This window comes from Methylibium sp. Root1272, from assembly GCF_001425905.1.
GTDB lineage: Bacteria > Pseudomonadota > Gammaproteobacteria > Burkholderiales > Burkholderiaceae_C > Methylibium.
Map to the genome: position 1 here is coordinate 129,861 of NZ_LMDY01000019.1, position 20,971 is coordinate 150,831.

General features: G+C 69.9%; 15 protein-coding genes. 9 read left to right on the forward strand and 6 right to left on the reverse strand.

All coding sequences use genetic code 11. The features are described from left to right. Positions 1-6 precede the first annotated feature (6 nt). Positions 7-948, forward strand: coding sequence for an adenylate/guanylate cyclase domain-containing protein (locus ASC67_RS19970; protein WP_056326502.1), 942 nt, complete (start codon positions 7-9; stop codon positions 946-948). Positions 949-954: 6 nt separating this feature from the next. Here ASC67_RS19970 and ASC67_RS19975 read toward each other — a convergent pair whose 3' ends face one another. Then, complete coding sequence (locus ASC67_RS19975; protein WP_056326507.1) at positions 955-1,662, reverse strand: HAD family hydrolase; 708 nt, start codon at positions 1,660-1,662, stop codon at positions 955-957. A 127-nt stretch (positions 1,663-1,789) separates the two neighbouring features. Between ASC67_RS19975 and ASC67_RS19980 the strand changes: the two genes are divergently transcribed. From ASC67_RS19980 to ASC67_RS20015, 8 genes are all read left to right on the forward strand, one after another. Then, on the forward strand, positions 1,790-5,749 hold the full coding sequence (locus ASC67_RS19980) for a PAS domain S-box protein (RefSeq protein WP_056326512.1): 3,960 nt from the start codon (positions 1,790-1,792) through the stop codon (positions 5,747-5,749). Beyond that, positions 5,749-6,840, forward strand: coding sequence for a ferrochelatase (gene hemH, locus ASC67_RS19985; RefSeq protein ID WP_056326515.1), 1,092 nt, complete (start codon positions 5,749-5,751; stop codon positions 6,838-6,840). The genes ASC67_RS19980 and hemH overlap by 1 nt, the downstream gene beginning before the upstream one ends. Next, positions 6,837-7,250, forward strand: coding sequence for an RNA-binding S4 domain-containing protein (locus ASC67_RS19990; RefSeq protein WP_056326518.1), 414 nt, complete (start codon positions 6,837-6,839; stop codon positions 7,248-7,250). The genes hemH and ASC67_RS19990 overlap by 4 nt, the downstream gene beginning before the upstream one ends. Positions 7,251-7,391: 141 nt before the next feature. Continuing rightward, positions 7,392-7,940: a nucleotide exchange factor GrpE gene (grpE, locus tag ASC67_RS19995; RefSeq protein ID WP_056326521.1), complete on the forward strand. Its 549-nt coding sequence runs from the start codon at positions 7,392-7,394 to the stop codon at positions 7,938-7,940. Between the two features lie 76 nt (positions 7,941-8,016). Continuing rightward, positions 8,017-9,978, forward strand: coding sequence for a molecular chaperone DnaK (gene dnaK, locus ASC67_RS20000; protein ID WP_056326526.1), 1,962 nt, complete (start codon positions 8,017-8,019; stop codon positions 9,976-9,978). Positions 9,979-10,057: 79 nt separating this feature from the next. Continuing rightward, entirely contained in the window at positions 10,058-11,200 is a 1,143-nt protein-coding gene (gene dnaJ, locus ASC67_RS20005) for a molecular chaperone DnaJ (protein WP_056326529.1), read from the forward strand. A gap of 85 nt (positions 11,201-11,285) precedes the next feature. After that, positions 11,286-13,007 (forward strand): phosphoethanolamine transferase, encoded by a 1,722-nt coding sequence (locus tag ASC67_RS20010; protein WP_056326531.1) that lies wholly within the window; start codon positions 11,286-11,288, stop codon positions 13,005-13,007. Beyond that, on the forward strand, positions 12,994-13,713 hold the full coding sequence (locus tag ASC67_RS20015; RefSeq protein WP_235566400.1) for a phosphatase PAP2 family protein: 720 nt from the start codon (positions 12,994-12,996) through the stop codon (positions 13,711-13,713). Before ASC67_RS20010 ends, ASC67_RS20015 begins: the two co-directional genes overlap by 14 nt. A 12-nt stretch (positions 13,714-13,725) precedes the next feature. Here the strand turns inward: ASC67_RS20015 and kdpE are convergent, their stop codons facing one another. The 5 genes from kdpE to kdpB all read right to left on the reverse strand — a co-directional run bounded on the left by kdpE (position 13,726) and on the right by kdpB (position 20,964). Beyond that, entirely contained in the window at positions 13,726-14,430 is a 705-nt protein-coding gene (gene kdpE, locus ASC67_RS20020; protein WP_056326534.1) for a two-component system response regulator KdpE, read from the reverse strand. Next, on the reverse strand, positions 14,427-17,147 hold the full coding sequence (gene kdpD / locus ASC67_RS20025; protein ID WP_056326539.1) for a two-component system sensor histidine kinase KdpD: 2,721 nt from the start codon (positions 17,145-17,147) through the stop codon (positions 14,427-14,429). The genes kdpE and kdpD overlap by 4 nt, the downstream gene beginning before the upstream one ends. A 125-nt stretch (positions 17,148-17,272) precedes the next feature. Beyond that, positions 17,273-18,238, reverse strand: coding sequence for a magnesium/cobalt transporter CorA (corA, locus tag ASC67_RS20030; protein ID WP_056326594.1), 966 nt, complete (start codon positions 18,236-18,238; stop codon positions 17,273-17,275). Between the two features lie 37 nt (positions 18,239-18,275). After that, a complete protein-coding gene (kdpC, locus tag ASC67_RS20035) occupies positions 18,276-18,851 on the reverse strand; it encodes a potassium-transporting ATPase subunit KdpC (protein ID WP_056326543.1) in 576 nt (191 codons plus the stop codon). Positions 18,852-18,867: 16 nt separating this feature from the next. Further along, complete coding sequence (gene kdpB / locus ASC67_RS20040) at positions 18,868-20,964, reverse strand: potassium-transporting ATPase subunit KdpB (protein ID WP_056326546.1); 2,097 nt, start codon at positions 20,962-20,964, stop codon at positions 18,868-18,870. Positions 20,965-20,971: the final 7 nt, after the last annotated feature.

Here is a 20,971-nt window from a genome sequence, read left to right on the forward strand (position 1 = left end):
GGCTTGATGACCTCATTGCTCCAACGCACCGTTCTGTTTGCCGACCTGCGCGGCAGCACCGGCCTGTTCGAGAAGCTCGGCAACGCCGAGGCGGCCTCGGTCGTGACGCAGAGCGTTGCCTTGATGGCTCAGATCGTCGGCAGCTGCGGCGGCCAGGTCGTCAAGACGCTGGGCGACGGACTGATGGCGGTGTTCGAGCAGCCGCAGGGTGGCATCGAGGCTGCCGACGAAATGCACGAGTCGCTGGACCGCATCGTCGCCGGCGCTCCGCAGAGCGGTGCGCGCCGGCAGGCGCTGAAGCTGCAGGTCGCGATGGCGCACGGCGAGGTGGTGGAACTCAACGGCGACTGCTTCGGCGACGCCGTGAACGTGGCAGCCCGCCTGCTCGACAGCGCCGGCGACAACGAGACGCTCACCACCCAGCAGGTCCTCGACGGGCTGGAAGCCGAGCACCGCAGTCGCTTCCGCTCGCTCAGCAAGCTGCAGTTGCGGGGCCGCCAGGAGCCGGTGCAGGTCTACCGGCTCGATGCGCGGCGCTTCGGCGAGACCGTGGCCACGCTGTTCGAGGGCTCGGCGCCGATGCTGGCGCCGGATGGCATCCGCCTGGCCTGGCTGGACGTCACCCGGGTGTTCGCCGGCGTCGACCTGCCCGCCGTGCTGGGCCGCAGCCCGCAGGCCACCTACTGCATCGACGACACGCGCGTCTCGCGCTCGCACGCCCGTGTGGAATGGCACGGCGGCACCTTCCAGGTCAGCGACCTCAGCTACAACGGCACCTACGTCCGCTTCGCCGGGCGCGATGAGGTGATCGCGCTGCGCCGCGGCAGCTGCACGCTGCACGGCCGCGGCGTGATCTGCCTCGGCGCCTCGCCGACCGACCCGACGGCCCCGACCGTCAACTTCGACGTGCTGAGCTTCCAGGACACCGAGCCGCGCTCGACCGACTGAGCCCCGTCAGACGCCCAGTCGGTCGGCGAGCGCGAGCAGATCGGGCCCCTGCCAGCAGCGTGCCCCGAGGGCCGCGTTGTCGTCTAGTCCGCGCTCGCCGTCGCGGCGCACCCAGGCGGCCTGCAAGCCCGCGTCGAGCGCGCCGTGCACGTCGAGCCTCAGGTCGTCGCCGACGTGCAGCACCTCGTTTGGCGCGCAGCCCAGGCGTTCGCAGGCTGCCGCGAAGATGCGAGGATCGGGCTTGCCGACACCGAATTCGCGCGCCGCGAGGCTCCCTCGGAACCAGGGCTGCAGCCCGATCTGCACGAGATCGGCATTGCCGTTGCTCAGCGCGAACAGCGGCCAGCGCGCGGCCAGCCGCCGCAGTGCCGGCAGCGCGTCGGCATAGAGATCGACGCGCTGCCGCTCGGCGAGAAAGACCGAGAACGCGGCGTCGAGCAAGGATTCCGCTTCGCCCGCTGCGACCAACAGGCGCCGGATGCTTTCGCGCCGCAGGGCGCTGAGATCGTGTGCCCAGTCGGGTCGCTCGCGCGCCACCGCCTCGCGGTCGGCCCGCATCGCGGCCAGGTCGAACCGCTCGGTGACGCGCGGCGCGTGCCGCTGCAGCCAGGCCTGCAAGGCGGATTCGGCGCGCGCGATGGTCGGCCAGATCGGCCACAGCGTGTCGTCCAGATCCAGCGTCAGTGCGCGGAACTTGTCAATGTCCAGATTCATTGCAGATCGTCCCTGGCCGCAGTGTGACCGAAGCACGACGCCCCGATGCCGGCCGCGGTCGGCGCCGCCTCCGGGCATGGCGCTCCGCTACATTACGTTGCCCTTCCACCCGGTGACCGACCGCTGAATGAAATCGGCCCCAGCGCCCGCCGACGATGCCGAGCGCCTGCGCGTCCTGCATGAACTGCGCGTCCTCGACACCGAGGTGGACCCCGCTTTCGCGGCGATCGCGCGGCTTGCTCAGCAACACAGCGGCTGGTCCGTCGGCGCCATCAGCCTGGTCGCCGCCGACCGCCAGTGGTTCCCCGCAGCGGTCGGCCTCGAGGTTCGCGAGACGCCACGCAAGCTCGCGTTCTGCGCGCACACCATCCTCGGGGACGATGCGATGGAGGTCGTCGATGCGCTGCAGGACGAGCGCTTTGCGGACAACCCGCTCGTCGTCGGCGCACCGCACATTCGCGCCTATGCCGCGATGCCCGTGCAGGTCGACGGCCAACGGATCGGCACCGTTTGTGCGATCGACGCACGGCCCGGGCGGCTGACCCCCGATGCCTTGGCCACGTTGCGCGACCTGGCGACGTTGGCCGGTGCCCTGCTGCAGGCACGGTTGCTCGAACAGCGCTCTCGCCTGCAGGAAAGCCGCGTGCGTGCCGCCAGCCGCGCCGGCAGCGACTGGCTCTGGGAGACCGACGAGCACGGCACGATCAGCTGGGTGTCGGACAGCGTGGAGGCCCACACCGGCCACCCGCCGAGCCATGAGGTGGGCCGGTTCGGCCAGGGCATGCACCGACCGCGCGAGGACGAGCACCGCGCATCCTGGGAGGCTCTGGTGGCTGCCCGAGCGCAGCGGCGGCCCTTTCGCAACGCCGTCGCCGACCGCGACGCGGCCCACGGCACGATCACGATCTCCACCAGCGGCGACCCGGTGTTCGACGCCGCGGGACAGTTCCAGGGCTATCGCGGCGCCGCGCGCAACATCACCGAGGAGCTGAACCGGCGCACCCAGGAGCAGCGCACCCAGGCGCTGCTGCAGGCGGCCATCGAAGGCGTCGCCGCCGGCGTGATGGTCAGCGACCCCAGTGGCCGCATCGTGCTGAGCAACACCGCCTGGCGCACCGGCATGCAGCGCTTCCTGCCCGAATGGCCGTCCCACTGGCCCGATCTCGTTCAGGCACTGCTGCGCGCCGGCGCCTACCCTGACGCCATCGGTCGCGAGGCCGAGTTCGCCGCATGGCGGCTCGGACTCACGACCGCCGAAGGTCGCCAGCACGAACTGCGCTTCGGCGAGCAGCACGTGCTGGTGACCGACCAGTTGCTGGCCGACGGCAGCGTCATCCACCTGTCGATCGACATCACGCGGCGGCGCCGCACCGAGCTCGAACTCGCCGAACAGCAGGCCCGGCTCGGCGCCGTGCTGCGTTCGCTGCCGGATCTGTGGTTCGTGATCGATGCCGAAGGCCGCCACGTCGAGTGCAGCGACGAGCGGCACCCGAGCCTGCTGCGGCCTTTCGAGGAGTTGCGCGGCAAACGCTTTGCCGAGGTCGTTCCCGAACCGCTGGCCAGCCTGGCCATGCGCGCCATCGCCGAGGCGCTGCGCAGCGGCGAAGTGCAACGGATCGAGTACGAATTGCCGACGCTGGACGGCCGGGTCCGCAACTTCGAGGCCCGCATCTCGCCGATGGGCGGTGACCGTGTGCTCTACCTGACGAGAGACCTGACCGAATTGCGCCACCTGGAGCGCAATGTGCACCTGATGCAGCGCGCACTGGAGGCCGAGGCCGCCCTGCCGATGGTGGTGGCCGACGCCACCCAGCCCGATCTGCCGCTGATCTACGCCAACACCGCCTTCGAACGCCTGAGCGGCCTGCCGCTCGACCAGATGATCGGCCGCAACTGTCGCTTCCTGCAGGCCGGCGATCGCGACCAGCCCGGGCTGGCCCTGCTGCGCGAGGCACTCGCCGCCGAACGCGCCTGCACCGTCACGCTGCGCAACCGGCGCGCCGACGGCACGTCTTTCATCAACGAGCTGCACGTGGCGCCGGTGCGCGACGCGCTGGGCCGCGTGACCCATTACATCGGCGTGCAGCACGACGTGACGGAGCGCAGCCGCGCCGAGCGGCAGCTCGCGCTCAGCGAGACGCTCTACCGCTCGGTGGCGGCGTCGATCACCGACGGGCTGCTGGTCATCGGGCCGGACCGCCGGATCGTCACCGCGAACCCGTCCGCCTGCGCCCTGCTGGGAGCCCGCGCGACGACCCTGGCAGGTCAGCGCCTCGGGCGCCTGGGCTATCAGCTGCTGGAGGAAGATGGCCGCCTGGTCGAGCGAGACCGGCACCCGGTGCGGGAGGTGCTCCGCAGCGGCCGGAGCGCGCTCGATCGCGTGCACCGGTTGCGGCGACCGGACGGCAGCGAGCGCCTGGTGCGCCTGAACGTGCAACCGCTGCGCGCCCATCCCGACGACAGCCAGCTCTCCTGCGTGGTGACCTTCCGCGACATCACCGCGCAGCGCGGCGCGGAGGCCGAACTGGCCCAGGCCGAGGCGCGCTGGAAGTTCGCCCTCGAAGGCGCCGGCGACGGTATCTGGGACTACGACGAGGACACGCAGCGGGTCTTCTTCTCGCCGCGCTGGAAGGCCATGCTCGGCTACCGCGACGACGAGATCGGCACCTCGACGCGCGAATGGTCGCGCCGCATCCACCTCGAGGATCGACCGGGCGTGATCGACGCCCTTCGGCGCTACCGCGCCGGCGAGATCAGCGAATACCGCACCGAGCACCGCCTGCGCCACAAGGACGGCCACTGGATCTGGGTCTACGAGCGCGGCAAGATCGTCGAGCGCCGGCCCGACGGCAGCCCGCGGCGCATCGTCGGCACGCACACCGATGTCACGCGCCAGAAGATGGCCGAGCAGGCGATGCGCGACAAGGCCGCCGCTGAACTGGCGAGCCAGGCCAAGAGCGCATTCCTCTCGCGGATGAGCCACGAGATGCGCACTCCGCTGAATGCCGTGATCGGTTTTGCGCAGTTGCTGCGCAAGGACGACGCGACCGGCAGCGCGCGCGTCGCCCAGTTCGGCGACCACATCCTGCAGGCGGGCGAGCACCTGCTGGCGCTGGTGAACGATGTGCTCGACCTGCAGCAGGTCGAGGAGGGACGGCTGTCGATCCGGCTCGAATCGCTGCCGCTGCGTGAAGCGGTCGACGCGGCGCTCGAGTTGATCCGTCCCCAGGCGGCGCAGCGCCGCGTGACGGTGCTCAACCGCATCGAACCGGACCTGGCGGTGCTGGCCGATCCGCAACGCTTGCGGCAGGTGCTGCTGAACCTGCTGTCCAACGGCGTCAAGTACAACCGGGAAGGCGGCGATCTGCACTGCTCGGCGGTGCTCGACGGCGCGACCCGGTGCTGCACGCTGCTGATCGAAGACCAAGGCTTCGGTCTGGAGGCCATCGATCTCGCCCGGCTGTTCCAACCCTTCGAGCGGCTGGGCCGCGAGACCTCGGGGATCGAGGGCACCGGACTGGGGCTGTTCATCGCGCGGCGGATGACCGAGGAGATGGGCGGCCGCCTGTCGTTGAACAGTCGCCCGGGGCACGGTGCGCAGGCACGGCTGGAGTTGCCGCTGCCGCCGCCCGCCACGCCGGCCGGCGACGGGGACATGGCGACGAGCACGGCTTCGCCTCCCGCGGCGGATGGCCGCACCACCACCGCCCTGCCGCTGCGCATGCTCTACGTCGAGGACAACCGCATCAACGCCATCCTGTTCGAAGAAGCGATCAAGCTGCGCGGCGGGATCGACCTGCGAATCGCCGAGGACGGCCCGGAAGCGCTGACAATGGCCGACGAATGGCAACCCGACGTGCTGGTCCTCGATGCCCACCTGCCCAGCACCACGGGCTATGACGTGCTGGCCGAGTTGCGTCGCCGGCCGGACTTCGAGCACACGCCGGCCTTCATGTGCTCCGCTGACACGATGCCGCAGGATCTGCAACGCGCGACCGACGCCGGATTCGCCGGTTACTGGACCAAACCGATCGACATCGACCGCGTGATGAACGACCTCGACGCCCTGCGCCTCGCCGCCCGCTGATGAAGCACGCCCCCGAACCCGCGCACCGCCACGGCGGAGCCGAACGCTGCGCGATCCTGCTCGTCAACCTGGGCACACCGGACGAACCGAGCGCGCCCGCGTTGCGCCGCTACCTCGCCGAATTCCTGAGCGACCCGCGCGTTGTCGAGATCCCGCGCGCGGTGTGGCTGCCCATCCTGCACGGCATCGTCCTGCGGGTGCGTCCCGCCAAGTCGGCCGCCAAGTACGCCAGCATCTGGACGGCCGAGGGCTCGCCGCTGAAGGTCTGGACCGAGAAGCAGGCCAAGCTGCTGACCGGCTACCTCGGCGAGCGCGGGCACCCGGTGCTGGTGCGCGCGGCGATGCGCTATGGCCAGCCCTCGGTGGCGAGCCAGCTCGACGCACTGAAGGCCGACGGAGCGACGCGCATCCTCGTGTTGCCGCTGTACCCGCAGTACGCCGCCGCCACCACCGCCAGCGTGTTCGACGCCGTCTATGCCTGGGCCGCTCGCACCCGGCGCGTGCCGGAGCTGCGCTTCGTCAATCACTACCATGACGACCCGGGCTACATCCTCGCGCTCGGTCGCTGCATCGAGGATCACTGGATGCGCAACGGCCGGGCCGAGCGGCTGGTGCTCAGCTTCCACGGCGTACCGGAGCGCACGCTGCGCCTCGGCGATCCGTATCACTGCGAGTGCCAGAAGACAGCGCGGCTGCTGACCGAGCGACTCGGACTGCGGCCCGGCCAGGTGCTGGTGACCTTCCAGAGCCGCTTCGGCAAGGCCAAGTGGCTGGAGCCCTACACCGAGCCGACGCTGGTGCAGCTGGCGCAGCAGGGTATCAAGCGCGTGGACGTGGCCTGCCCCGGCTTCACGTCGGACTGCCTGGAAACGCTGGAAGAGATTGCACAGGAAGCCCGCGATGCCTACCTGCATGCCGGCGGCGAGGAGTTCCACTACATCCCCTGCCTGAACGACCGGCACGAGTGGATCGCCGCACTCAGCGACATCGCGATCCGCCACCTGCAAGGCTGGCCGACCCAGGCGGTGCCGGACCCGGCGGCCCTGCAGGCCCAGGCCGAACGCGCGAGGCAGCTGGGGGCCCCGGCATGAGCGCAGCCGGACCCGGGGTGCGCCTCGACAAGTGGTTGTGGGCGGCGCGCTTCTACAAGACACGCAGCCTGGCCGCCGAGGAGATCGGCAAGCACCGCATCGAGGTCAACGGCCTGCCCGCCAAGCCGTCGCGCGAACTCCGGGTCGGTGACGAACTGCTGCTGCGCCAGAGTGGCGGCCTGTCGCGCACGGTGATCGTGCGCGGGGTGTCGAGCGTGCGCGGCCCGGCACCGCAAGCCCAGGCCCTTTACGAAGAGACCGCGGCGAGCGTCGCGCAGCGTGAAGCGCGCGCCGCGCAGCAGCGCATCGCGCCCGAGCCGGCCCTCAGCATCGATCAGGGTCGCCCCACCAAGCGCGACCGGCGCCAGCTCGCCGACTGGGACCGCTGGAGCGCCGCGCTGGACAAGTAGCGCGATCGGCGGGCCGCCGACCGCGGCGACGCCCCGCCGCACCGGTCGGAGCCGGGGCTCGCCACAGATCAAAATGCCCCTCTTGAAAATACGGGCTCCGGCCCAAGTTGCTGTCCGACCCCGCAGAAGCTCACGCTGAAAATGGAAAAACCTGAAGAAAATCAAGCACCTGGCGCAATCGAACCGTCCTTTTCCGCGGACACGCCGGACTTGAGCAACGCCGCCGCCGCATCGACGCCCGAGCAGCGCCTGGCCGATCTGGAAGCCAAGCATTCCGAGATGGCCGACGCCTACCTGCGCGCCAAGGCCGAGGCCGAGAACACGCGTCGCCGCGCCGAAGAGGAAATGAGCAAGGCCCGCAAGTTCGCGGTCGAAGGCTTCGCCGACAGCCTGTTGCCCGTGAAGGACAGCCTGGAAGCCGCACTCGCGATCGAGAACGCCACCGTCGAGCAACTGCGCGAGGGCACGCACGCCACGCTGCGCCAGCTGTCCACCGCGCTGGAGCGCAACAAGGTGATCGAGATTTCGCCGCCGGCCGGCACCAAGTTCGATCCCCACCAGCACCAGGCGATCACGATGGTGCCGGTCGAGCAGGAGGCCAACACCGTGGTGGCCGTGCTGCAGAAGGGCTACCTGATCGCCGACCGCGTGCTGCGCCCGGCGCTCGTCACCGTCGCGGCGCCGAAATAACACCGCGCCACCTTGAATCAGCGGAAGTTATCCACAGCTTCCCAGCAACAGATTTCAGTTTGAAGGAGTTTTGACCATGGCCAAGATCATCGGCATCGACCTGGGGACCACCAACTCGTGCGTCGCCATCATGGAAGGCAACACCACCAAGGTGATCGAGAACAGCGAGGGTGCGCGCACCACGCCCTCGATCATTGCCTACCAGGAAGACGGCGAGGTGCTCGTCGGCGCGTCGGCCAAGCGCCAGGCCGTCACCAACCCGCGCAACACGCTGTACGCGGTGAAGCGGCTGATCGGCCGCAAGTTCACCGAGAAGGAAGTGCAGAAGGACATCGACCTGATGCCCTACACCATCGCCGCCGCCGACAACGGCGACGCCTGGGTCGAAGTGCGCGGCAACCGGCTCGCACCGCCGCAGGTGAGCGCCGAGGTGCTGCGCAAGATGAAGAAGACCGCCGAGGACTACCTGGGCGAGACGGTCACCGAGGCCGTGATCACGGTGCCCGCCTACTTCAACGACGCACAGCGCCAGGCCACCAAGGACGCCGGCCGCATCGCCGGTCTGGACGTCAAGCGCATCATCAACGAGCCGACCGCGGCCGCGCTGGCCTTCGGCCTGGACAAGCACAACGACGGCAAGGGCGGCGACCGCAAGATCGCCGTCTATGACCTCGGCGGCGGCACCTTCGACATCTCGATCATCGAGATCGCCGACGTCGACGGCGAGATGCAGTTCGAGGTGCTGTCGACGAACGGCGACACCTTCCTCGGCGGTGAGGACTTCGACCAGCGCGTCATCGACTACATCATCGCCGAGTTCAAGAAGGAGCAAGGCGTCGACCTGAGCAAGGACGTGCTCGCGCTGCAGCGGCTGAAGGAAGCCGCGGAGAAGGCGAAGATCGAACTGTCCAACAGCACGCAGACCGACATCAACCTGCCCTACGTGACCGCCGACGCCAGCGGCCCGAAGCATCTGAACATCAAGCTCACGCGCGCCAAGCTCGAGGCGCTGGTCGAGGAGCTGATCGAACGCACGATCGCGCCCTGCCGCACCGCCATCAAGGACGCCGGCGTCTCGACCAGCCAGATCAACGACGTGATCCTGGTCGGCGGCATGACCCGCATGCCCAAGGTGCAGGAGAAGGTGAAGGAGTTCTTCGGCCAGGAGCCGCGCAAGGACGTGAACCCCGACGAGGCGGTGGCCGTCGGTGCCGCGATCCAGGGCCAGGTGCTGGCCGGCGACCGCAAGGACGTGCTGCTGCTCGACGTGACCCCGCTGTCGCTCGGCATCGAGACACTGGGCGGCGTGATGACGAAGATGATCACGAAGAACACCACGATCCCGACCAAGTTCGCGCAGACCTTCAGCACGGCCGACGACAACCAGCCGGCGGTGACGATCAAGGTGTTCCAGGGCGAGCGCGAGCTGGCCTCGGGCAACAAGATGCTGGGCGAGTTCAACCTCGAGGGCATCGCGCCGTCGCCGCGCGGCATGCCGCAGATCGAGGTGAGCTTCGACATCGACGCCAACGGCATCCTGCACGTCGGCGCCAAGGACAAGGGCACCGGCAAGGAAAACAAGATCACCATCAAGGCGAACTCCGGCCTCAGCGAGGAAGAGATCCAGAAGATGGTGAAGGACGCCGAGCTCAATGCGGCCGAGGACAAGAAGAAGCTCGAGCTCGTACAGGCCCGCAACCAGGCCGATGCCATGGTGCACAGCGTGAAGAAGAGTCTCGCCGAGCATGGCGACAAGCTCGACGCCAGCGAGAAGGAAAAGATCGAGTCCGCGTTGAAGGACACCGAGACCGCGCTCAAGGGCGAGGACAAGGCCGAGATCGAAGCCAAGACCGAGGCACTGATGACCGCGAGCCAGAAGCTCGGCGAGAAGGTCTATGCCGACATGCAGGCGGCCCAGGCTGCGGCCGGGGCGGCAGCGGGCGGCGGCGAAGCGCCGGCGGCCGAGGCGACCGCGTCGAAGCCGGCCGATGACAACGTCGTCGATGCCGAGTTCAAGGAAGTCAAGGACCAGAAGTAAGACGAGCCCACCCCGGTGAGCCTCCCCCGTGAGCCGTCATCGGCGCACGGGGGCTTTGCACATTAAGAAGGCAGCCCTCATGGCGAAGCGTGACTACTACGAGACCCTCGGCGTCGCCAAGAACGCCAGCGAAGAAGACATCAAGAAGGCCTACCGCAAGCTGGCCATGAAGCACCACCCCGATCGCAACCAGGGCGACGGGGCCAAGAAGGCCGAGGAGAGCTTCAAGGAGGCCAAGGAAGCCTACGAGATGCTGTCCGACGGCCAGAAGCGAGCGGCCTACGACCAGTATGGCCACGCCGGCGTCGATCCGAACATGGGGGGCCGCGGCGCGGGCGGTCCCGAGGCCTACGGTGGCTTCGCCGAGGCCTTCGGCGACATCTTCGGCGACATCTTCGGCCAGAACGGTCAACGCCGCGGCCCGGGCGGCCAGCAGGTCTACCGCGGCAATGATCTCAGCTACGCGATGGAGATCACGCTCGAGGAAGCGGCGCGCGGCAAGGACACGCAGATCCGCATCCCGAGTTGGGACAGCTGCAGCACCTGCGACGGCACCGGCGCCAAGCCCGGCACCAGCGCGAAGACCTGTCCCACCTGCAGCGGCTCCGGCCAGGTGCATCTGCGCCAGGGCTTCTTCAGCATCCAGCAGACCTGTCCGAGCTGCCACGGCACCGGCAAGATCATTCCCGAGCCCTGCACGGCCTGCAACGGCGCTGGCCGCATCAAGAGCAACAAGACGCTGGAGGTCAAGATCCCGGCCGGGATCAACGAGGGCATGCGCATCCGTTCGGCCGGCAACGGCGAGCCCGGCACGAACGGCGGCCCGGCCGGCGACCTGTACATCGAGATCCGCATCAAGGCGCACGACATCTTCGAGCGCGACGGCGACGACCTGCATTGCACGATCCCGATCGGCATCGCGACGGCGACACTGGGTGGTGCGATCGAGGTCCCGACGCTGGGCGGCAAGGCCGAGATCGAGTTGCCCGAAGGCACGCAACACGGCAAGACTTTCCGGTTGCGCGGCAAGGGCATCAAGGGCGTGCGCTCCAGCTACCCGGGCGACCTGTACTGCCACGTGGCGGTCGAGACTCCGATCAAGCTGACGGAACACCAACGCAAGCTGTTGAAGGAACTTGACGAGAGCCTGAAGAAGGGCGGCGAGCGCCACTCGCCGAATGCCAAGAGCTGGACCGATCGGGTCAAGGACCTGTTCAAGTGACCAAGAGCGGTCGGGCATCCCCCGGCCGCCGCCCGGTGCCGCAGCCTTAAGGCCGCGCTAATGCGGCGCCGGCACAGTCTGCCGGATGCTGTTGCCCCATTCGCTGCCCCGGGTCCCCTTCCTCCTCCGCCAGCGCAACGCCCCCGACACCGAGACCCACGCTGCGCCCCTCCGCAGTCCGCTCGCTCTGGCCTGGCTGGTCTCCTTGTGGATCGCCGGCCCGGCCAACTGGCCGCTCTGGAAGGCCTTTGCGGATCTGCCCGACGTCACTGGCACGCGCGGTCTGCTGTTCGGCATCGGCTTCGGGCTGATGGTCGCCGCGGCGATGGCCGCGTTGCTGAGCCTGCTGGCCTGGCGATCGACCTTCAAGCCGGTCCTCACGGTGGTGCTGCTGACGGCGGCGGTCAGCGCCCATTTCATGGGCAGCTACGGCGTGGTCATCGACCCCACGATGGTCCTCAACGTGCTGGGCACCGACGTGCGCGAGACGCGCGACCTGCTGAGTCTGCGCCTGCTGGAAACGCTGCTGCTGCTGGCCGCGCTGCCGCTGTGGTGGCTGTGGCGCCAGCCGGTCGACTACCGCCGCTGGCCGACGCGGGCGCTCCGCAATGCATTGAGCCTGATCGGCGCGCTGGCGGCGCTGGCGGCGCTGACGCTGCTGTGCTTCCAGGACCTGTCGGGGACGATGCGCAACCACAAGGAACTGCGCTACCTCGTCAACCCGCTCAACGGCTTCTATTCGGTCGGCCGCGTCGCCTATGCCAAGCAGGCCAAGCCCGCCGGGCCGCCGCTGCCGATCGGCCTCGATGCACGTCCGCTGGCGCCGCTGGCCGGCCAGCGCACGCCGCTGCTGCTGCTGGTGGTGGGCGAGACCGCTCGCGCCGATCACTTCGCGCTGAACGGCTACCCCCGCGACACCGATCCGGAACTGCGCACGCTCGACGTGCTCAGCTTCCGCAATGTCACGTCCTGTGGCACCAACACCGCGGCGTCCCTGCCCTGCATGGTGTCGCACCTCGGCCGCACAGCCCACGACGCACGGACGCACGACTACGAGAACCTGCTCGACCTGCTGCAGCGCGCCGGTCTCGCGGTGCTGTGGATCGAGAACCAGGCGGGCTGCAAGGAGGTGTGCGATCGCGTGCCGCATACCCGCCCCGAACTGCCGGCGCCCGGCGCGACAGCCCCCGATGCCCGCCTGTGCCCGCACGGCGAATGCCTCGACGAGGCGATGCTGCACGGACTCGATGCAAGGCTCGCGGCGCTGCCGGCGGCGCAGCGCGCGCGCGGCGTGGTGCTGGTGATCCACCAGATGGGCAGCCATGGGCCGGCGTACTCGCAACGCTCACCGGCCGATCGCAAGCGCTTCACGCCCGAGTGCACGAGCACCGTGCTGCAGCAGTGCGACCACCAGCAGCTCGTCAATGCCTACGACAACTCGATCGCCTACACCGACCACGTGCTGGCTCAATCGGTGGGCTGGCTCAAGCAGCAGACCGCCGCCTACGACCCGGCGATGCTCTACCTGTCGGACCACGGCGAGTCGCTGGGCGAGAACAACCTCTACCTGCACGGCCTGCCCTATGCGATCGCGCCTCGCGAGCAGAAGCAGGTGCCGCTGATCGCCTGGCTGCCACCGCAGCGGCTGCAGGCCGACCGCCTCGACCTGTCCTGCCTGCGCGGCCACCTCGACACCGCCTTGAGCCACGACAACCTGTTCCACACCGTGCTGGGTCTGGCGCGGGTGCGGGCCGGCGAGTACCGGCCCGCGCTCGACGCGCTGGCCCCCTGCCGTGCCGCGTCCTGACGCCGCGCGCCTGTCGAGCGCCCAACGCGACCTGTTGCTCGCACTGGCCGGACTCGGCCTGCTGATGCTGTGGGACAGCAGCGGTCTCGATCTGGTCCTGCTGCGGCAGGTCGGCGATGCAGACGGCTTCGCCTGGCGCACCCATTGGCTGACCGCGGGGCTGCTGCACCAGGGCGGGCGCTGGCTCAGCGTGGCGCTGTTCGTGCTCACGGTTGCGATCACGCTGCGCCCTTTCGGCCCCTGGCGGTGCGTCACACTGCGCGAACGCCTGTGGGGTCTGGGCATCACGATCGTCTGCCTGGTGCTGATCCCGCTGCTCAAGCGCCACAGCCTGACCAGCTGCCCGTGGGAACTGCAGGAGTTCGGCGGTGTCGCGCACTACGTCTCGCACTGGCGCTTCGGCGTCGGCGACGGCGGCCCGGGCCATTGCTTCCCGTCCGGCCACGCCTCCGGCGCGTTCTCCTTCCTCGCGCTGGCGGTCATGCTGCGGACGCGACGCCCTGCCGTGGCGCGCGCCCTGCTGATCGCACTGTGCGGGCTCGGCATCGTGTTCGGCCTCGCCCAGATGATGCGCGGCGCGCATTACCTGAGCCACACGCTCTACACCGCATGGCTGTGCGCCAGCCTGACCTCGCTGTCGTGGCAGGCCCTGCAGCAACCGGCATCGCGAGCGCGGCCGCTGACGCACCGCCGGCCGGCGGACTGAGCCGGGGCACCTTCAGCCCATCGCCCGGGTCACGAAGCGATAGCCGACGCCGGTCTCCGTCAGCAGGTACTCCGGTCGCGCCGGGTCGGCCTCCAGCTTGCGCCGCAACTGGCTCATGTAGATGCGCAGGTAGTGGCTGTGCTCCACCGCATTCGGTCCCCAGACCTCGCGCAGCAACTGCCGGTGCGTCAACACCTTGCCGGCGTTGGCGATCAGCAGCGTGAGCAACCGGTACTCGATCGGCGTCAGGTGCACCGGTTCGCCGTCGCGCGCCACGACGCGTGACGCGAGATCGACGTCGACCGCGCCGAAGCGCACGTGCGCCGTCCCGGCGTCGGAGACGCCCTGCGCGCGCCGCTGCGCCACTCGCACGCGCGCCAGCAATTCGCCGACGCCGAAGGGCTTGGTCAGGTAGTCGTCAGCACCGGCATCGAGCGCCGCGATCTTGTCGGCCTCGTCGGCGCGTGCCGACAGCACGATCACCGGCACCTGGGACCAGGCCCGCAGGTCGTGCAGGTAGCCGACCCCGTCGCCGTCGGGCATGCCGAGGTCAAGCACGATCAGATCGGGCCGCCGCGTACCGGCCTCGACCAACCCCTGCCGGAGCGTCGTCGCATCGAACACCAGCCAGCCCTCGCCCTCCAGCGCGATGCGCACGAAGCGGCGGATCTGCGGCTCGTCCTCGACGATGATCGCGGTGGGCATGGGATCGCTCATGGTGCAGCGCCGTCGAGTGCGGTGCCCCCCGTCACGGCCTCGGGCTGCGGCAGCGCCGGCGGCGTGCCGAGCGGCAGGCTGAAGCCGAAGCTCGCGCCCGGCCGCTCGGGCGGGCCGTCGCCGCGCCCGGCGCGAATGCGACCACCGTGCGCCTCGACGATCGCGCGGCAGATCGCGAGGCCCAGCCCCACGCCGGCGGTTGCCGACTCGCGCTCGCCCCGCACGAACTTCTCGAACAGCGCCTCCTCCCGGCCGGCAGGCAGGCCGGGGCCACGATCGCTCACGCTGACGACCAGCTCGTCGCCCTGCACCCGGGCGGTGATCGTCACCGCGCTGACGGAGGGCGTGTACTTGGCGGCGTTCTCCAGCAGGTTGCACAGCACGCGCTCGATCAGCGCCGCATCGAAGCACACCAGCGGCAGGCCGTCCGGCAGTTCGGTCCGCACCGGGTGGCGCGCCAAGGCCGGGCCGAGCGAGCGCAGCGCGCTGCCCACCACCTCCTCGATCGGCTGCCACTGCCGGTCGAGCTGCACCGTGCCGCTCTGCAGCCGCGCCATGTCGAGCAGCTTGCCGACCATCGCGTTCAGGCGCCGGGCTTCCGCCCCGAGGGACCGTGCCATCTCCTGCGCCTCGCCCTGCGTGCCGTCGACCAGCGTGTCGGCCAGGCCGTAGAGCGCCGCCAGCGGCGTGCGCAGGTCGTGCGACAGCGCCGACAGCAGCGAGTTGCGCAAGCGCTCCGACTCGATCTGCACCGTCGCCTGCTGCGCCACCTCGACGTAATGCACGCGCTCCAGCGCGATCGCCACCAGCACCGCGAAGGTCTCGAGCTGGCGGCGCTGCTCCGGGACCAGCAGCAGCCGCGGCTGCGCGGGCTGCAGCGCCAGCACGCCGCGCGTGCGCATCGGTGCCTTCAGCGGCAGGTAGAGCCAGGCGGTGCCGGGCAAGGTGTCGGTGCCCAGCCCGGCCGCTTCGCCATGGTCCAGCACCCACCGGGCCGTGCCGAGGTCGAGTCCGGGCGCATCGGCGCCGCTGCGCGGCCACTGCAGGTCGCCCGCGTCGTCCTGCAGGAAGGTGCGTGCCCGGCCGCGGAACTCGCGTTCGATCGCCAGTTCGGCCGCGTGGACGACCTGGTCGGTCAGCAGCTCACCCGACAGGTCACGGGCCAGCTCGAACAGCGCCCGCGAGCGCGCCTCGCGGTGCGTCGCGACGCTCGCCTGGTAGCGCAGGCCGGCGGTGAGCTGGCCGGTGAGCAGCCCGACCACCAGCATCACCGTGAAGGTCAGCAGGTACTGCAGGTCGGACACCGCGAACGACAGCTGCGGCGCGACGAAGAAGAAGTCGAAGGCGGCGACGTTCAGGAAGGCCGCCAGCGCCGCCGGGCCGCGGCCGAAGCGCAGCGCCACACCCACCACCGCGAGCAGGAACAGCATCACGATGTTGGCGAGCTCGAACACCGGCTGCAAGGGCAGCGCCACCAGCGTGGTCAGGGCGCAGGCCGCCGCCGCCCAGAGGTAGCCTCGGGGCCGGCCGGGCGCGGCGTGGCCTTCGCCCTGGTGCTCGCGCGGCACCGGCACGGCGTGTCGCTGGCCTTCGCCGACTTCGATCAGATCCACGTCGGGCGCCAGCCGCGCCAGCCGCTGAGAGAAGGTGTCGCGCCGCCACCAGGGGCGTTCGCGGTTGTGGCCCATCAGCAGCTTCGAGAGGTTGTGCTCGCGCGCATGCGTGGCCAGCGCGGTCGCCACGTCCTGCGCCGACAGCACGGCAGTGTCCGCCCCCAGCTCGCCGGCGAGCTTCACGGTCCGCAGGATGCGTTCGCGCTGCGCCGCCGGCAGCCGCTGCAGCGCCGGGGTCTCGACGTAGACCGCGTGCCACGCCACCGCGAGCTGCTGCGCCAGGCGCGCGGCGCTGCGCACCACGTGGTCGGAATCGTCGCGCGGCCCGATGCAGCACAGCAGCGCGGCCTCGGTCTTCCACACCGGCGCGATGGCCCGGTCGATGCGGTAGGCCTGCACGTCGTCCTCGACGCGGTCGGCGGTGCGGCGCAGCGCCAGCTCGCGCAGCGCCATCAGGTTGCCCTTGCGGAAGAAATGTCCTGCCGCGCGCTCGGCCTGCGCCGTCAGGTAGACCTTGCCGGCCTTGAGCCGCTCGATCAGCTCGTCGGCCGGCGTGTCCACCAGCACCACCTCGTCGGCGCGGTCGAAGAAGGTGTCGGGCAACGTCTCGTGCACGCGGATGCCGGTGATGCCGCCCACCACGTCGTTCAGGCTTTCCAGGTGCTGCACGTTCAGCGTGGTGTAGACGTCGATGCCCGCGTCGAGCAGCTCCTCCACGTCCTGCCAGCGCTTCGGGTGGCGCGAGCCCGCGACGTTGGAATGCGCCAGCTCGTCGACCAGCAGCAGCGCGGGCCGGCGCGCCAGCGCGGCGTCGAGGTCGAACTCCGGCAACGTGCGGTCGCGGTGGTGCACGGCCGCCGGCGGCAGCAGTTCCAGGCCTTGCAGCAGCGCCTGCGTCTCGGCGCGGCCATGCGTCTCCACCACCCCGGCCAGCACGCCGACGCCCTCGTCGCGCAGCTTGCGCGCCGCCTGGAGCATCGCGCAGGTCTTGCCGACGCCGGCCGACGCACCGAAGTAGATGCGCAGCCTGCCGCGAGCGGCCCGCGCTTCGTCGTCGCGCAGTTGTGCCAGCAGTTGGTCGGGATCGGGCCGCGACTCGGTCATACGGCGCTCACGCCGTCACACCGTCATGCCGCCCCGCCAGCAGACGCCGCGGATCCGGCTTCGCCGATCCGCCAGCGTCGCCCCCTCGAGGGGGAGCGGCGCAGCCGCAACGGGGGTGGTCGACCTCACAGCCAGCCCGAGCGCCGGAAGCGCCACCACACGAAGCCGCAGGTCGAGGCGATCAATCCCAGCGCCAGCGGATAACCCCACTTCCATTTCAGCTCGGGCATCCAGTCGAAGTTCATGCCCCAGATGCCGGCGAAGGCGGTGGCCACCGCGAAGATGCCGGCCCAGGCCGCCAGGCGCTTGGTGACCTCGCTCTCCTCGATCGCCACCATCGACAGGTTGACGTGGATCGCGGTGCCCACCGTGTCGCGGATCGACTCGATGGAGGCGTTGATGCGCGTCAGGTGGTCCACCACGTCGCGGAAGTACTCCTGCGTGCCGGCGCACATCTGCGGCACCCGGCCGCCGTGCAGCTTGGCTGCCGCCTCCAGCAGCGGCGCGACCGCATGCTTGAGCACCATCACGCGGCGCTTCAGGTCGTAGAGCCGCTCGATGTTGGTCCGCGCCGTGCCCTTGACGAAGATCTGCTCCTCGATGGTCTCGAGCTCGGACTCGAGCGTGTCGATGATGGGGAAGTAGCGGTCGACCACGGCGTCCATCAGCGCGTACAGCACGAAGCCGGAACCGCGCTTGAGCAGGTGCGGCTCGCGCTCGCAGCGATCTCGCACGCCGAGGAAACCCTGCGTGCTGCGGTTGCGCACCGACAGCACGTAGTTGGGACCGACGAATACGTCGACCTCGCCGACGTTCAGGTCCTGGCCCACCGACTCGACCAGATGCAGCACGGCGAACATCGAGTTGCCGTACTCCTCGATCTTGGGACGCTGGTGGCCGTGCTGGGCATCCTCGACCGCGAGCTCGTGCAGGCCGAACTCCTGGCGCATCTCTTCCAGCTCCTCGGTGCTGGCGTCCTGCATCGCGACCCAGACGAAGCAGCCGGGCCGCGAGATGTAGTCGCTGATCTGTTCGACGGGCAGGTCCGCGAGCTTGCTGCCGTCCTGGTAGGCCACGCAATTGATGAGCATGGGCGATTGTGCTTCGCGCGCGGTGGCCTCGGAAGCCTCAGCGTTGTTGGGCATCCAGTGTCAGGTTCAGCGCCAGCACGTTGACGCGCGGCTCGCCGAGGAAGCCGAGCCACCGGCCCTGGGCATGCCGATCGATCAGTGCCAGCACGTCCGCTTCGCTCAGGCCGCGCGCCCGGGCCACCCGAGCGGCCTGGTAACGGGCACCGGCCAGACTGATCTCCGGGTCGAGCCCGCTCGCCGAGGCGGTGACCAGATCGACCGGGATCGGCGAGGTGTTGCCGGGATCCGCCGCTCGGAGCGCCGCGACGCGGGCTTCGACGGCCTGCAGCAGCGCCGGATTCGACGGCCCCAGGTTCGATCCCCCGGAGGCCTGGGCATTGTTCGGCATCGACGCGGTGGCCGAAGGACGGCTCCAGACGTACCGCGGCTCGGCGAAATGCTGGCCGATCAGCGCCGAGCCGATGGGCCGGCCGTCACGGAACAGCAGGCTGCCGGCCGCCTGCGCCGGGAACAGCGCCTGGCCGAGGCCGGTCACGAGCAGCGGATAGGCGACGCCGGTCAGCAGCGTCAGCGCCAGGAACAGCACCAGCGAGGCGCGCAGCGTGGTTTTCATATCGCATGTCTCCGTGTCAGACCCAGTGCGCCGCGCTCAGCAGCAGGTCGATCGCCTTGATGCCGATGAAGGGCACCGCCAGTCCGCCCAGGCCGTAGACCAGCACGTTGCGACGCAGCAGCGCGGCCGCGCCGATGGCGCGGTAGGCCACGCCCTTCAGCGCGAGCGGGATCAGGAACACGATCACCACGGCGTTGAAGATCACCGCCGAGAGGATGGCCGACGACGGGCTCGCGAGATGCATCACGTCGAGCGCCTGCAGCTGCGGGTAGGTGCCGGCGAAGGCGGCCGGGATGATGGCGAAGTACTTCGCCACGTCGTTGGCGATCGAGAAGGTGGTCAGCGAGCCGCGCGTCATCAGCAGTTGCTTGCCGGTCTCGACGATCTCCAGCAGCTTGGTCGGGTTCGAGTCGAGGTCGACCATGTTGCCGGCCTCCTTTGCGGCCTGCGTGCCGGTGTTCATCGCCACCGCCACGTCGGCCTGGGCCAGCGCCGGCGCGTCGTTGGTGCCGTCGCCGGTCATCGCGACCAGGCGCCCTTCGGCCTGGAACTCGCGGATCAGCTTCAGCTTGGCCTCGGGCGTGGCCTCGGCGAGGAAGTCGTCGACGCCGGCCTCGGCCGCGATCGCCGCCGCGGTGAGCCGGTTGTCGCCGGTGATCATCACCGTGCGGATGCCCATGCGGCGCAGTTCGGCGAAGCGCTCCTTGATGCCGCCCTTGACGATGTCCTTCAGTTCCACGACGCCGAGCACGCGCGCGCCCTGCCCGTCGGACTGCGCCACCAGCAGCGGCGTGCTGCCGCGGCGCGCCACCTCGTCGGCGATGCGCTGCGCCTCGACGGGGAAGTGACCGTGCTGCGCCTCGACCCACTGGCGGATCGCTTCGCCCGAACCCTTGCGCAGTTGCCGTGTCTCGCCATCGATGGTGCAGTCGACGCCGCTCATCCGCGTCTGCGCGCTGAAGGGCACGAAGCTCGCACCCAGGGCCGCGAGCTCGCGCTCGCGCAGGCGGAACCTCTGCTTGGCCAGCACCACGATGCTGCGGCCCTCGGGGGTTTCGTCGGCGAGCGATGCGAGTTGGGCCGCGTCGGCCAGCACCGGCTCGCTCACACCCGGCGCCGCGAGGAAGGCGGCGGCCTGCCGGTTGCCGAGCGTGATGGTGCCGGTCTTGTCCATCAGCAGCACGTCGACGTCGCCGGCCGCCTCGACCGCACGGCCCGAGGTGGCGATCACGTTGGCCTGCATCATGCGGCTCATGCCGGCCACGCCGATGGCCGACAGCAGCGCGCCGATCGTCGTCGGGATCAGGCACACCAGCAGCGCGACCAGCGCGGTGATCGTGACCGCCGTGCCCTGCTGCGCCGTCTCGACGGCGAAGATCGACATCGGCAGCAGCGTCACCACGACCACCAGGAACACCAGGGTCAGCGTGACCAGCAGGATGTTCAGCGCGATCTCGTTCGGCGTCTTCTGGCGTTTCGCGCCCTCCACCATCGAGATCATGCGGTCGAGAAAGGCCTCGCCCGGGTTCACCGCGATGCGCACCACCAGCCAGTCCGACAGCACCCGCGTGCCGCCGGTCACCGACGCGAAATCGCCACCGGACTCGCGGATCACCGGCGCCGATTCGCCGGTGATCGCGCTCTCGTCGACCGAGGCCGCCCCCTCGATCACCTCGCCGTCGAGCGGGATGGTGTCGCCGGCCTCCACCAGCACGACAGCGCCCCGGCGCAGCTCGTCGGCCGGCATCGGGTGCCAGGACGAACCATGGCGCGGCTGCTCGAGCTTCTTCGCGATCCCCTTGCGCTTCATGCCGCGCAGCGAGGCGGCCTGGGCCTTGCTGCGGCCCTCGGCCAGCGCCTCGGCGAAGTTGGCGAACAGCACGGTGAACCACAGCCCCGTGGCCACCGCGAGGATGAAGGCCGGCGGCGCTTCGCCGGTGCCCATCAGCGCCTGGATGCCGAGCCCGGTGGTCAGCAGGCTGCCGACGTAGACGCCCAGCATCACCGGGTTGCGCCACTGCAGGCGCGGGTCGAGCTTGCCGAACGCCGCGCCGATGGCCGGCCGCAGCAGCACGGGGTCGAGGAGCGCGAGGGAGGTCCTGTCGTTGTTCATGGGGTTC